This window comes from Actinopolymorpha sp. B17G11, from assembly GCF_040196095.1.
GTDB lineage: Bacteria > Actinomycetota > Actinomycetes > Propionibacteriales > Actinopolymorphaceae > Thermasporomyces.
In genome coordinates, this window is record NZ_JBEFTW010000005.1 from 113,711 (window position 1) to 127,485 (window position 13,775).

Sequence of the window (13,775 nt, forward strand, 5' to 3'; positions counted from 1 at the left end):
AAACCAGGCGCGGACTGTCGAGCCGGTGGTGTGTGATCGGCGGATGGCGATTGTGCGGGACGAGCCGGGAGTCGACGGGCTGAGCGAGGCTGTGGGCGTGCTGCGGGAGTGGCAGGACGACGGGGCGCCGATGCAACTGCATCCGGGCGACCTGGGCTGGTTCTGGCGGTTCGGCGCAGAGGCGACGGCCGCGGCGGTCCGGACCTGGAACCGGGACGGGCAGATTCTCGCCGTCGGGCTGCTTGACGGTCCCCAGCTGTTGCGGCTGACGATCGCGCCAGACGCTCGGCGGGACGGGGAACTGGCGCAACAGCTGGCCCGGGACGTGACCGAGCCGGCGTGCGGCGTACTGGGAGAGGGGACCGTCAACGTCGAAGCGCCACTGGGCGCACTGGTCCAAGATCTGTTGTTCGAAGCCGGCTGGAACTCCGACGAGCCGCGGACACCGCTGCGCCGCGACCTCACGCGGCCGGTGGAGGACCCAGACGTGCGGATCGAGGTGGTCGGGCCGGAGCAGGCGCACGTGCGGGCCGCCGTACAGCGGGCGTCGTTCGACAGGTCGACGTTCACGGACGAGCGCTGGCACGCGATGGCGGCCGGGTTGCCGTACGCCGACGCCCGGTGTCTGGTCGCGTACGACGACCGGGGCAACGCGGTTGCCGCGGTGACGGTGTGGTCGGCCGGTCCGGGGAAGCCCGGGTTGCTCGAGCCGATGGGCGTGCACCGGGAACATCGCGGTCAGGGCTACGGCAAGGCGATCACCGTCGCCGCGGCGGCCGCACTCCAGGAGCTGGGCTCGTCGAGCGCGATCGTCTGCACCCCGAGCTCCAATGTCGGCGCCGTCGCCACCTACTCCTCAGCTGGCTTCCAGCAACTCCCTGGGACCCGCGACCAGTACCGGGCCGCCTAGCCTCCCGAGGCTAGAAGTCTTATTGGCGGACCCACTACTTGACCTGGAGGTCCTGACATGACCAGTAAGTTCACCGAGCTTGCGATCGACTGTGCCGATCCGAACGGTCTGGCCCGGTTCTGGTGCGCGGTCCTTGACTACGACGTGCAAGACGAAGACGACGGCATTGTCGCCATTGGCCCACCTACGGTGCTGGACGCCACCAACCACCCTGGTCCAGTGCCGCCGACATTGACATTCGCGCGCGTGCCCGAGGGCAAGACCAGCAAGAACAGGCTCCACCTCGACGTGAACCCCACCGACAGGGAGCAGGACGAGGAGGTCCGTCGCCTGCTCGACCTAGGTGCTCGACACGCCGACGTCGGCCAAACCGGCGATGAGAGCTGGGTCACGCTTGCCGACCCAGAGGGGAACGAGTTCTGCGTCCTTGCGAGCCGCCGCCCCTGATCGGAGCCCGCACACCGCGCCAGACCTACGTGCGGTCGCCTACGCACGCGCAGGCGAACACGACGGCGTGTGGACAGCCGGTCGCCGCCCACCCACCCTGGGCAACCGGGCACTACGTGGTGGCCACAAGGTCGAGATAGGTACGCAGGTGCTGGGCGGTGAGCGAGTCGCCCTGCGCGACGAGATCGGCAGGGGTTCCGGCGAACACCACCCGACCGCCGTCGTGGCCCGCGCCAGGGCCGAGGTCGATGAGCCAGTCGGCGTGCGCCATCACCGCCTGGTGGTGCTCGATGACGATGACGGTGTTGCCGTCCTCGACAAGCCGGTCCAGCAACGCCAGGAGCTGGTCGACATCGGCCAGGTGCAGGCCGGTGGTCGGTTCGTCGAGGACGTACGTCGTCGCCTTCTCCGCCATCTGGATGGCCAGCTTGAGCCGCTGCCGCTCGCCTCCGGAGAGCGTGGTCAGTGGCTGGCCGAGGCTGAGGTAGCCCAGGCCCACGTCGGAGAGGCGTTCGAGAATGACCCGCGCCTGTCGAGCGCCGCTGGCGAAGAACTCCCGCGCCTCGGTCACCGACATCGCCAGGACCTCGCTGATGTCCTTGCCGTGCAGCTTGTAGGTGAGGACCTCCGGAGTGAACCGCTTGCCCTGGCACTTCTCACAGGTCGACGCCACGCCGGCCATCATGGCCAGGTCGGTGTAGACGAGCCCGATTCCCTTGCAGGTCTGGCAGGCGCCCTCGGAGTTCGCGCTGAACAGCGCCGCCTTGACCCCGTTGGCCCTGGCGAAGGAGGTGCGGATGGGATCGAGCACCCCGGTGTAGGTGGCCGGGTTGCTGCGCCTCGACCCGCGGATCGCGGACTGGTCGACGACTGCCACGCCCTCACGGCCGGGCTGTGAACCCTGGACCAGGGAGCCGTGGATCAGCGAACTCTTGCCGGATCCGGCGACGCCGGTGACCACGGTCATGACGCCGAGCGGGATGTCGACGTCGACGTCCCGCAGGTTGTGCAGGGTGGCGCCCCTGATGGACAGCTGCCCAAGCGACTGGCGTGGCTTCTCGCGCAGGCGTACCCGATGGTCGAGGTACTGCCCGGTCAGCGTCCCCGATCTCCGGAGTCCGGCGACATCGCCGGTGAAGCACACCTGCCCACCCGCCGCACCAGCGCCAGGGCCCAGGTCGACCACGTAGTCGGCGATCTGGATCACCTCGGGCTTGTGCTCGACGACCAGCACGGTGTTGCCCTTGTCGCGCAGCCGGAGCAGCAGGTCGTTCATCCGTGCGATGTCGTGCGGGTGCAGCCCGATCGTGGGTTCGTCGAACACGTACGTGGCGTCGGTCAGGCTGGACCCGAGATGCCGGACCATCTTCACCCGCTGCGCCTCACCGCCGGACAGCGTGCCGGACTCCCGGTCCAGACTCAGGTAGCCGAGGCCGATCTCGACCAGCGAGTCGAGAGTCTCGCGCAGGGTCGACATCAACGGGCCCACCGACTCGTCGGTGACGCCGCGGACGAACTCCGCCAGGTCACTGATCTGCATGGCGGAGCATTCGGCGATGTTGAGTCCGTTGATCCTCGACGAGAGCGCCGCTGGATTGAGCCTGGCGCCCTTGCATCCGCCGCAGGTGTCGAACGTGGCAATCCGGTCGACGAACGCCCGGATGTGGGCCTGCATCGACTCGCGTTCCTTGGAGAGGTAGAGCCGCTGCACCTTGACGACAAGGCCTTCGTACGTGGTGTTGAAGGTGCCGTTGTTGACCTTGGTGGCGGGCTTGTGGAGGAAGTCCTCCCACTGCTGCGGGGTGTAGTCCTTCAGCTTGATGTCGGGATCGACGAAGCCGGAGTGGGCGAGCGTCTGCCAGTACCACGAGCCCACCTGGAAGTTCGGCGCGGTGATCGCGCCCTCGTTGAGCGTACGTTCGACGTCGACGAGCTCGTTGATGTCGATCGCGGACACCCGGCCGATGCCTTCACACTCGGGGCACATGCCGTCGGGCAGGTTGAAACTGAACGCGCCAGAGGTGCCGATGTGCGGGTCGCCCAGTCGGCTGAAGATGATCCGCAGCATCGTGTGGGCGTCGGTCGCCGTGCCGACCGTCGAACGTGAGTTGGCGCCCATGCGTTCCTGGTCGACCACGATCGCCGCGCTGAGGTTGTGCAGGGCGTCGACATCAGGGCGGCCGACGTTCGGCATGAACGACTGGACGAACGCGGTGTAGGTCTCGTTGATCAACCGCTGTGACTCCGCGGCGATCGTGCCGAAGAGCCAGCGAGGACTTGCCGGACCCGGAGACGCCGGTGAACACACTGAGCCGGCGTTTGGGGATGTCGACGGAGATGTCGGCCAGGTTGTTCTCCCTGGCGCCGCGGACCTGGATCACATCATGGCTGTCCGCCGCGGCCCGACGCTCGGCGGTCACCGCGCGACTCCTTCGTACGGCATGGAAACACACACCACCGCGGTCCTCCTCTGTCAGTGGACGCTCGAGCTTGCGGATGACTGCTAAGGGATGCTCGAGGCGTCCCATTCCGAACGAAGAATGCTCATCCGCACCTCGTCGTGCCAGGCTCCGCTGCGGTAGATCGCCTGCCGGCGCCGGCCCTCCTCGACGAAGCCGACCTTGCGATACGTGGCGATTGCGCGGGCGTTGAAGCCGAACACGCCCAGCTCGACCCGGTGCAGGTTGAGCTGGGCGAACCCGTAGCGGACGAGGGTGCGCACCGCGTCGGAGCCGTAGCCGCGGCCCTGGTGCACTGGCCCGAGGAAGATCCCCAACGTCGCGCACCGGTCCTTCGGCGCGATGCCGAACAGGGCGGCCTGACCGACCAGCTCACCCGAGTCCTTGGTCACGATGCAGAAGCCACAGTCCATGCCGTCGTTGGCACCCCGGGAGCGGAACCACTCGGCGAGCACGCTGGCGGGGCGCGGATGCGGCGGACCGACGACCTGGTACGGCGTGATCCGCGGATCGGCCCACCAGGCACACAGCTGCGGCAGGTCGCCCTCGTCGAGGGCGCGGAGGCGGACGGAGCTGCCGGCGAGGGCATCGAGGTCGACCGGTTGGGTCGGGTCCGCCGGGTGGGTTGGATCGGCTGGCTGGGTCGGTTGGGCTGGCTGGGTCGGTTGGGCTGGCTGGGCTGGTTGGGCTGGCTGGGTCGGTTGGGTCGGTTGTGCTGGTTGGGTTGGTTGGGCTGGCTGGGTTGGTTGGGCTGGCTGGGTTGGTTGGGCCGGAGCAGGCGGCGATGCTGGGCCGGCTGGCGGGTCGGCGGACATGACCGCCCATTCTGGCGGCAGCCACCGACAGCCGCACGAACAATGTTTTGCACAGGTCGTCGAAGCGCCCGGGCTGCTGTCGAGGGTCCCGCAGAACGCCCGGGTGGCGCCGCCGCGGTCCATGATCAAGAGGCAGAAACCGGGCGATCGTGGGCGTCTTTTTCCCGTTTTCTGCCTTTTGATCATGAACCGCGGTCTGTCGGTGGTTCCCAACGCTCAGCACGCGGCCCGTTGCCGTCGGCTCGGCGGTCGGCTCGGCGGTCGGCTCGGCGGTCGGCTCAGCGTCCGGGATGGACTCAGCGGCCCGCTGCCATCGACTCAGCGGCCGAGGATGGTGGGACGCTTCCGCGCCCAGGCCAGCGAGTCGAGCACGCCGTCCTTCTCGGTCCTCGTCGCGCTCCACCCGAGCAGGGCTGCCGCCTTGTCGCTGCGGGTGAAGCACCCCACGGCGTCACCCGGCCGGGGACCCGCCTCCCGCACCTGGAGCCGGTCACCGACCGCGTCCTGGAACGCGCTGGCAAGCTCGCGGACCGTCGTACCCCGTCCCGTCCCGAGGTTGATGACCTCGTATCCCCGTGGCGCAGGCACCACCTCGTCGAACCTCTCCAGCGCCCGCACGTGTGCCTCTGCGAGATCCCAGATGTGGATGTAGTCGCGGATACCCGAACCGTCACGGGTCGGCCAGTCGGTGCCGGTGATCGTGAACGGCGTCCCTCGTTCGTACGCCTCGATCAGTTTCCCGAGGGCGTGGGTCGGGGCGGGACTCTGCAGGCCGGTACGCAGTAAGGGGTCGGCGCCGACCGGGTTGAAGTAGCGCAGCGAGATCACCCGGAGCGGAAGCGTCGCCGCGGCGTCGGCGAGGACGCGTTCGACCATCATCTTGGTTGCGGCGTACGGGCTCTGCGGGTCGACCGGTGACGACTCGTCGACGCTGAGATCCGGACCGGGCTGGTAGATCGACGCGGACGAACTGAAGAGGAACCGTTCGCAGCCGTGCCGCAGCAGATGCTGCACCAGCGCGATGGTTCCCGAGACGTTGTTGGCGTAGTAGCCGAGCGGGTCGCGCACCGACTCCGGCACGACGATCTTCGCGGCACAGTGGATGACGGCCGAGATGTCGGGGTGATCGCGGAACACCGTGTCGAGGAGGGCGCCGTCGGCGATGTCGCCGCGGTAGAACGCCCGGCCCTCGGTGAACTCCTCCCGCCCGGTGCTCAGGTCGTCGAGGATCACCGGCCTGATGCCGGAGTCGAGACACGCTGAGGCGATGGTGCTGCCGATGTAGCCCGCCCCGCCCGTGATCAGTGTCTTCACGCTGCGTTCCTCCCGGTCTTCACGTATCGCTCGCCGCGGTCTTCACGGCTTCGCTGTTCCGGTCCCTTTCGCCGGCGAAGCTTCCGTACGCACTCGAACGTGGTCCATTCTCGGCTATGTGACCTTCCCGTTCGTCGACCCGCATCGGGTCCCGCTCGCGCGCCGACCTAAGGTCGAGCCATGACCTCCCGCGATATCGTGCCCGGCGGGTTGCCTGGCTCGCCAGGGTCGCCGGTAGGAGGCGACGGGCAGGCTGGCACCCGCAACGGGACCACTGAACCGGCACCCGTCGATCCGGGTTACGTCGATCTGGGGTACGCACGCCTCGACACGGACCGGCTCTCCCGTACCGGCGACCCGGAGGTGGTCTACGGCGCCGGCAAGTCCCCCGCCCAGGTGGTGGATCTGCTCCGGGCGCTTCGGGACGCTCATCCCGGTCGGGCCGCGCTCGCCACCAGACTCGACGCCGACGCGATCACTCTGATCCGGTCGGCGTTTCCCGACGCACGCATCGACGAGACTGCCAGGGCAGCCACGGTGGGGCCGTTGCCCGAGCCGACAGGCATGGTGTGCGTGGTCGCGGCGGGTACGTCGGATGCCCGGGTGGCGGCGGAGGCGGCGTTCACGGTCCAGTCGTTCGGGGGTGGCGTCCACCGGATCAGTGATGTCGGCGTGGCCGGCGTCCACCGCCTCCTCGACGCGAAGGACCAGCTCGACGCCGCCGACTGCCTGATCGTCGTCGCCGGTATGGAGGGCGCCCTGCCGTCGGTGGTCGGCGGGCTCACCGGCGTACCCCTGGTGGCGGTGCCGACGAGCGTGGGCTACGGCGCGTCGTTCGGCGGGGTCGCCGCGCTGCTGGCGATGCTCAACTCCTGCGCTCCGGGCGTGGTCGTCAGCAACATCGACAACGGCTTCGGCGCCGGGGTGTTCGCCGCCCGGGTAGCTCGCCGCGCCGGGAACGGGCAGGCCGTGAGCCACCAGGCGACCGATCACCAGGCCACCGATCACCGGGCCTCCGACCACAGCGCTGGTACGCGGCACCCGTCCGAGCACCGCGTGGTGGACCGGTGAGGAGCCAACCGGTGGACCGCCGGATCGCCTGGATCGACTGCGGTTCGGGCGCGAGCGGCGACATGCTGCTCGGTGCGCTCGTGGCAGCCGGCGTACCCCTCGAGGTCCTCACGACGGCCGTCGACATGGTCGCGCCGGAGAGCGTCGAACTCACGGCCGCACGGGTCACCCGCAACGGGCTGGCCGCCACGCACGTGAGCGTCGACGGCACCGACTCCACCGATCACCGCACCTGGGCCGACGTCCGCAAGCTGCTCGACGAGTCCGAGCTCGACGACGCCGTACGCCAGCAGGCACACGAGACGTTCCGGCGTCTTGCCGAGGCGGAGGCGAAGGTCCACGGCACCACGCCCGACGCGATCCACTTCCACGAGGTGGGCGCGCTCGACGCGATCGCCGACGTCGTTGGGGTGTGCGCGGGCTTCGCCCACCTGGGACTCGACGCGGTGTCCGCCTCACCGGTCGCCGTCGGGTCCGGCTTCGTCCGCGCCGCCCACGGTCGGCTTCCGGTCCCCGTTCCCGCGGTCGTGGAGCTGCTGGCGGGCGCGGGCGCACCGTCGTACGCCGGCGAGACCGGCAGCGAGGCAGCACCCCTCGGTGAACTGTGCACGCCGACCGGAGCAGCGCTGCTCACCACCCACGTGACCGGATGGGGCGGGCAACCGCCGATGCAGGTCAGTGGTCAGGGATTCGGTGCCGGGACGCGCGAGGTCCCCGGCCGGGCCAACGTGGTGCGCCTTGTCCTCGGCACGGTGCCCGACTCGGCCGCACAAGGCGCCGCAGCGCAGGGACCGCCGACCTCCACCCAGGTCGTCGTCGAGTCCAACGTCGACGACCTCGACCCCAGGATCTGGCCCGCGGTCCTCCAGCGCCTCATCGCTGCCGGGGCCGCCGACGCCTGGCTGACGCCGATCCTGATGAAGAAGGGCCGCCCGGCGCACCTGCTGGCGGTCCTCGTCGACCCGGACCGGCTGGACGCGGTGTGCCAGGTCATCTTCACCGAGACCTCGGCGATCGGCGTACGAAGCCACCAGGTACGCAAGCAACCGCTCGACCGCGAGATCCGCACGGTGGATCTCCCGGACGGACCCGTGCGCGTCAAGGTCGCGACGTATGCCGGCGCGGTCGTCAACGTCCAACCGGAGTACGACGACGTGGCCGCACTCGCAGAGCGGACCGGCCGACCGGTGAAATCCGTCCTGGCGGAGGCCGCGGCACTCGCTCAGGCGCAGATCAGCGGCGGCGCGTCCGCGCTCGACTGAGCCCACCCGGGCGTGTGGTGCGCGGTCCGCCGGATGGTGCGCGGGGTGACCCCGGCGGATTTCGGCCCGCCGTCGAACCGACTCGACCCGCCGTCCGTGACAGTGGACGAGGTCCCGCACTGGCCGCGTCGCCTGCCGGTCCCCGTCGATACGTGGCGCGGCCGGCGGGGCCTCGTCGCCGTTGTCCGGGACACCAACGATCCGCCCACGTCAGCTCGTCGCCGTACCTGCAGCGCCACGGCCAACCTGCAGCGCCACGGCCAACCACAGCTCGACGACGTATCGAACCGAGGGGTCGCCATGCATCGACGCAGCTTCCTGTCCACCGCCGCGCTGGGAGGCCTGCTCGGCCTTGCCGGCGTACCCACGACCGCCCAGGCATCCGTTCACCACGGCGGCGGGTCGAACGGCTTCCCGACGACCTTCCCGCTGCCGGACGGTTTCCAGCCGGAGGGCATCGCCATCGGTCCCGGCCCGGTGGCGTACTTCGGCTCGCGCCTGGACGGGTCCATCTACGAGGCGTCCCTGGCGAACGGCCGCGGACGGATCCTCAGCACCGGCCCGGGCACACCGTCGCTCGGGTTGAAGACCGACGAGGACCGGATCTTCGTCTCCGGTGGATCGGGCGGTGACGGCAGGGTCATCGATCGGCGGACCGGTGAGATCCTCGCGTGGTACCAGTTCGCCACCGGCGCCAGCTTCGTCAACGACGTCGTGCTCACCGGCGACGCGGCATGGTTCACCGACTCGACCAACCCGGTCCTCTACCAACTGCCGTTGCGCCGGGGCCACCTTCCGGCCGCCGATGAGGTCATACGCCTGCCTTTGAGCGGCGACATCGTCTTCGGCGCGGGCATCAACACCAACGGACTGGTGCGTACGCCGGACCGAAGGGCGCTCCTCGTCGTCCAGTCGTCCACCGGCATGCTGTTCCACGTCGACCCGAAGACCGGGGTCACGACGACCGTCGACCTCGGTGGCGAGGTACTGACGAACGGCGACGGGCTGCTGCTGCGGGGAGACACGTTGTACGCCGTTCAGAACCGGCTCAACACCGTCGCCGTCCTCTGCCTGAACTCCACTGGCACGCGGGCCAGGGTGGTGGACCGCCTGACCGACGAGCGGTTCGACGTCCCCACCACGGTCGCGGCGTACGGCGACCGGTTGTATCTCCCGAACGCCCGCTTCACCACCCCGCCCGAACCGACGACGCCGTACTCCGTCGTCGCCATCCGCCACAGCTGACGACGCCGCAGCTGACGCGGCCACCGCTGACGCGCTGCCGGAATCGGGTGGAGGTTCGGCTGCTTCCAGCCCGGCGAATCCTCCACCCACCCGACGGGGCAGCGAGGAGTCAGACGGGACGCGGGTCGGGCCGTTGGACGGGATTCCTGGCGAGGAGGTCGCGGGCGACCCGCCCGGCCCGCGCTCCGTACCCACCGCCGTAGGTCGCCGCGTGGGTGAGCAACGGGTGCAGCTGATGGATGGCGAGCCGGTCGCGCCAACCGTCGGCGATGGGAAACACCTCGTCGTAGGCAGCGAGGAGCCGGTCGAGGTGCGGCGTACCAAACAGGATGAGCATGGCCAGGTCGGTTTCGCGATGACCGCCGTAGGCAGCCGGGTCGACCACGCGCGGTTGCCCGTCGGTCGCCCAGATGATGTTGCCCGACCAGAGGTCGCCGTGAATTCTCGCGGGCGGCTCGGGTGGTCCGGCGAGTTCCTCGAGGCGCTCGAGGAGTGCGCAGATGGCGTTCGCCTCGTTCGCGTCGAGTCGGCCGCGGTTGAACGCCACCCGGAGGTACGGCTCGACCCGGTGCCGGGCGTAGAACTCCGGCCAACTGTCGGTCGGGGCGTTGGGTTGCGGCAGCCGTCCGATGAAACCTTCGGCTGCGGCTCCGAACGCCGGTGCCCCACTTCGATGAGTGACCGCCAGTGCGCGGCCCAGCCTCTCGGCGGCTTCGGCGGAGGGACGCCCGGTCTCGACCCACTCCAGGACGAGGCACTCGTGGTCGTAACCGAGAACGCCCGGTGTCAGTGCCGCCCCTTCACCGGCGGCGGCGAGCCAGGTCAGGTGCCGTGCTTCCGTGGCGAAGAAGCCTGCGGGTGCGCCGGGGCGGGCCTTGACGAAGACGCTTCGGCCGTCGCCGAGGCGTACCCGGGTGGCGATGCACACGTCGCCGCCGGCGACGGGATTGGTCGAGATGACGGGAGTGTTGAGGACCTCTTCGACGTGGAACGCGATGCTTGCTTGCCGAGCCATTGTCCGATATTAGGGCGTTTCGCCTACGCTACGTAAGGGGTTCAGCGCATTCGCGTGACCGAAGCGTCGGTGAAGTGTGCAGCAGGCGGCAGGGATGCGCGTTCGTACAGCTGGGTAGTTCGTACAGCTGGGTAGTTCGTACAGCTGGGTAGTGGTGTCGCCGCCTCCGGCGGGCTACTTGCTCGTGTCGTCCCCTCGCGCCTCGTCGCCCGTGTCGCGGTGGGCGTCGCTGTGGTGGTGGGCGTCGCTGTGGTGGTGGGCGTCGCTGTCGCGCCCAGGCCGGTCGTGCTCGGTGGGCTCGTCCTCGCCCAGGATCCGGTAGATCCGCGACCGGGCTTCCCGCAGGGTCTCGGTGATCCGGTGCAACTGTTGCTCGTTCGCCGCGTGGGCGCCCTGCATGGCCGCCGTCATCAGGCCCGCGCCGGCGTTGCGGAGTTCGTGCCACGGCGAGTCGGTCGGCTCGGTGAACTCCTCCCAGGGGGCTGAACCGCCACGCCTGGCGATTTCTTCGCGGCCGGCGTCGGTGAGCGAGTACAGCCGCTTGCCCGTGTCCTCGGTGGAGGCGACGAGCCCTTCGTCCTCGAGGAGTTGCAGGGTCGGATAGATCGAGCCGGCACTCGGTCGCCACGCACCGCCGGTGCGTTCCTGGAGCTCGCGGATCATCTCGTAGCCATGCATCGGCCGGTCCGAGTCGGCGAGAAGGTGCAGGATCCCGGCGCGGATGTCGCCGCGGCGGGCGCGCGGGCCGCGACGGCCCGGGAACCCGAACGGCGGACCCCATCCGCCGCGCCGTCCACCGCCTCCGAAGCCGCCGAACCCACCAGAGCCGCCGAAACCCGGGCCGAAGCCAAAGTCGAAGCCACCGAACCCCGGCCCGCCCGGGCCGAGGCCCGCCAATCCCGGCCCGCCTGGGCCGAAGCCGCCGTGGTTCCTGCCGTGTTCGTGATGCTCGTGGTGGCTGCTGCGCTCATCGCGGCGCCGCTCGCGGCGCTCCCGACGCTCGCGACGGCGCTCGTGGTGGTGCTCGTCATGGTGCTCGTGGTGGTGCTCGCCGTGGCCGGCGGGCTCACCGTGACGGCCCTCCGCAGGGAAGTCGGGACCCGGCCAACCGGCGTTGTCGCCACGCCGCCCGCCAGGACCCCGATCCCGGAACGGCCCTTGATTCATGAACCTCTTCATGGCGCGACTCCTTCGTTCGATGCCATGCTAACGATGGTTCACGATATATCGCCGATACAGCGCCGACAAGGCCCTCCGGAGTGCCAGACCCACTGGTTGGTCGTACGAAAGAGCCGGTTTGCGCGCGCGAGGTCTCGTGGCCCGCTTGGACCGCGGCCCGCTTGGACCTGTGGGTTGCTCAGGCCCGTGGGCTGCGGAAGCCGGGGTGGTCGGACGGGAGGACGCGGGCCAGGATCCACGCGCTCACCGCCACGCACCCTGCGACGAGCGGCCAACTCAGCGCGACTCTCGCGATACCGAGGGCGACGACGGCGTTGGCCAGGTAGAGCGACCCGAGGACGGCGACCCGCACGACGTACTGACCGACCCACACCCACGACGCCGTCGCGTACGCCCGCAGCAACGCGGGGTCCCGCCGCCAACGACCACCCTGACGCAGTGCGGTGCCGACCACCACGCCCAGCAGGGGCCAGCGCACGACGATGCTGACGATCCAGGCGAGCGCACTCGCGGCGTTGGTGGCCAGTTGGACGAGGAAGAAGTCGGCGGCGTGTCCGGTCCGCAGGACGACGGCGGCGGCGATGGCGACACCGAGGAGACCGAGGAGAACCGCCCGCGGCCGCGTACCCCGGAGTAGCCGGTAGACGCCGAGGAGAACGCTCACACCGAACGCGGCCACCGCTCCCCAGGACACCGAATGCCCGGTCAGCAGCCAGCCGGCGACGAACGCCACCGGCGGCAGCGTCGCGTCCGTGGACGCCCGCCAACCGCCGAGGAGCCGGGCCAGTGACTCCGGCTGCGCGATGTCCGGTTGCTTCTTCTCGTGCACCTGCACGTGACTAAGCCTGCCCTAAGTACGCAACGTCGGGGCCTTCGCAGTCGGCAATAGGCCAACCCGACCTGCGCTCTAAGGTGGGTCCATGACCGCGCGCCCGTCCGGACCTCGCCTGCGTCGCAGCTTGCAGGGCATCCCCTCGTACAAGCCAGGTCGGCCGGCCGCTCCCGCCAAGGGCCGGCCGACGTACAAGCTGTCGAGCAACGAGAACCCCTACCCGCCGCCTCCCGAACTGCTCGAGGCTGCGCGTGCGGCCGCGGGCACCATGAACCGCTACCCGGACCTTTCCTGCGGACGTCTTACCGGCGAGCTGTCCCGCCGCCTCGACGTGCCGGTGAGCAATCTGGCGCCCGGCACCGGATCGGTCGCGTTGCTCTACCACCTCATCCAGGCGGCCTGCGAACCCGGCGACGAGGTGGTCTACGCGTGGCAGTCGTTCGAGGCCTATCCGATCGCGTCGCAGGCGGCCGGCGCGACCCAGGTGCGGGTGCCGCTCACCGCCGAGGCGCGGCACGACCTCCCTGCGATGGCAGCGGCGGTCACCGATCGCACTCGGGTCGTCATCGTCTGTACGCCGAACAACCCGACCGGCCCGGTCGTCCACCACGACGAGCTGGCGGACTTCCTCGCCCGGGTCCCGGACGATGTTCTGATCGTGGTCGACGAGGCCTACCTGCAGTTCATCCGTGACCCTGACGCGGCCGACGGCCTCGCCCTCTACCGGCAGCACCCGAACGTCTGCATCCTTCGTACGTTCTCCAAGGCGTACTGCCTGGCCAACCTGCGGGTCGGTTTCGCGATTGCCCACGAACCGGTCGCCGACGCCCTCCGCGCCTGCACCCCTCCGTTCGCGGTGTCGACCGTGGCGGAGGAGGCGGCACTGGCCGCGCTGGGGTGCGAGGACGTGCTGTTCGCGTACGTGGAGCAGCTCGTCAAGGAGCGCTACCGGGTCGCGGAATCCCTTCGTACACAGGGGTTTGCCGTCCCCGCGACGGAGGCCAACTTCGTCTGGCTGCCGCTCGGTGACGACGCTGACCGGTTCGCGCAGGCCTGTGAGGCCGAGGGTGTCGTCGTCCGTGCGTTCCCCGGAGCGGGCTGTCGGGTGAGCATCGGTGAACCGGCCGCCAACGACCTGGTGCTCGAGGTGGCCGGCCGCTGGTCGGCCTGACCGGCAACCGGGCGATGGCCGGAAGCGGTCATCTGCACCGACACGGCCAGCGGTC

At 69.8% G+C, this 13,775-nt stretch carries 11 protein-coding genes and 1 pseudogene; 6 read left to right on the forward strand and 6 right to left on the reverse strand.

The window, feature by feature from the left end:
- The first annotated feature begins 43 nt into the window (after positions 1-43).
- Positions 44-910: a GNAT family N-acetyltransferase gene (locus tag ABN028_RS07760; RefSeq protein WP_349696111.1), complete on the forward strand. Its 867-nt coding sequence runs from the start codon at positions 44-46 to the stop codon at positions 908-910.
- 57 nt (positions 911-967) lie between these two features.
- Complete coding sequence (locus tag ABN028_RS07765) at positions 968-1,357, forward strand: VOC family protein (RefSeq protein WP_349696112.1); 390 nt, start codon at positions 968-970, stop codon at positions 1,355-1,357.
- Positions 1,358-1,469: 112 nt separating this feature from the next.
- Here the strand turns inward: ABN028_RS07765 and ABN028_RS07770 are convergent.
- From ABN028_RS07770 to galE, 3 genes and pseudogenes are all read right to left on the reverse strand, one after another.
- Positions 1,470-3,777 (reverse strand): annotated as a pseudogene (locus tag ABN028_RS07770) (ATP-binding cassette domain-containing protein).
- Between the two features lie 83 nt (positions 3,778-3,860).
- Positions 3,861-4,631: a GNAT family N-acetyltransferase gene (locus ABN028_RS07775; RefSeq protein ID WP_349696113.1), complete on the reverse strand. Its 771-nt coding sequence runs from the start codon at positions 4,629-4,631 to the stop codon at positions 3,861-3,863.
- A gap of 318 nt (positions 4,632-4,949) precedes the next feature.
- Positions 4,950-5,945: a UDP-glucose 4-epimerase GalE gene (gene galE, locus ABN028_RS07780; protein WP_349696114.1), complete on the reverse strand. Its 996-nt coding sequence runs from the start codon at positions 5,943-5,945 to the stop codon at positions 4,950-4,952.
- A 180-nt stretch (positions 5,946-6,125) separates the two neighbouring features.
- Here galE and larB point away from each other — a divergent pair, with 180 nt between their 5' ends.
- The 3 genes from larB to ABN028_RS07795 all read left to right on the forward strand — a co-directional run bounded on the left by larB (position 6,126) and on the right by ABN028_RS07795 (position 9,523).
- Positions 6,126-7,016 carry a nickel pincer cofactor biosynthesis protein LarB gene (larB, locus tag ABN028_RS07785; protein ID WP_349696115.1) on the forward strand — a complete coding sequence of 297 codons (891 nt, stop codon included), beginning with the start codon at positions 6,126-6,128 and terminating at the stop codon, positions 7,014-7,016.
- An 11-nt stretch (positions 7,017-7,027) separates the two neighbouring features.
- The gene (larC, locus tag ABN028_RS07790; protein ID WP_349696116.1) at positions 7,028-8,278 is read left to right on the forward strand and encodes a nickel pincer cofactor biosynthesis protein LarC; all 1,251 of its coding nucleotides are present in this window, start codon (positions 7,028-7,030) and stop codon (positions 8,276-8,278) included.
- 300 nt (positions 8,279-8,578) lie between these two features.
- Complete coding sequence (locus tag ABN028_RS07795) at positions 8,579-9,523, forward strand: NHL repeat-containing protein (RefSeq protein WP_349696117.1); 945 nt, start codon at positions 8,579-8,581, stop codon at positions 9,521-9,523.
- A gap of 109 nt (positions 9,524-9,632) precedes the next feature.
- Here ABN028_RS07795 and ABN028_RS07800 read toward each other — a convergent pair whose 3' ends face one another.
- The 3 genes from ABN028_RS07800 to ABN028_RS07810 form a co-directional block, all read right to left on the reverse strand.
- Entirely contained in the window at positions 9,633-10,538 is a 906-nt protein-coding gene (locus tag ABN028_RS07800; protein WP_349696118.1) for a fructosamine kinase family protein, read from the reverse strand.
- Between the two features lie 174 nt (positions 10,539-10,712).
- Positions 10,713-11,717 (reverse strand): PadR family transcriptional regulator, encoded by a 1,005-nt coding sequence (locus tag ABN028_RS07805; RefSeq protein ID WP_349696119.1) that lies wholly within the window; start codon positions 11,715-11,717, stop codon positions 10,713-10,715.
- Between the two features lie 178 nt (positions 11,718-11,895).
- The gene (locus tag ABN028_RS07810; protein WP_349696120.1) at positions 11,896-12,552 is read right to left on the reverse strand and encodes a DUF3159 domain-containing protein; all 657 of its coding nucleotides are present in this window, start codon (positions 12,550-12,552) and stop codon (positions 11,896-11,898) included.
- A gap of 85 nt (positions 12,553-12,637) precedes the next feature.
- Here ABN028_RS07810 and hisC point away from each other — a divergent pair, with 85 nt between their 5' ends.
- On the forward strand, positions 12,638-13,720 hold the full coding sequence (gene hisC, locus ABN028_RS07815; RefSeq protein WP_349696121.1) for a histidinol-phosphate transaminase: 1,083 nt from the start codon (positions 12,638-12,640) through the stop codon (positions 13,718-13,720).
- Positions 13,721-13,775 lie beyond the last annotated feature (55 nt).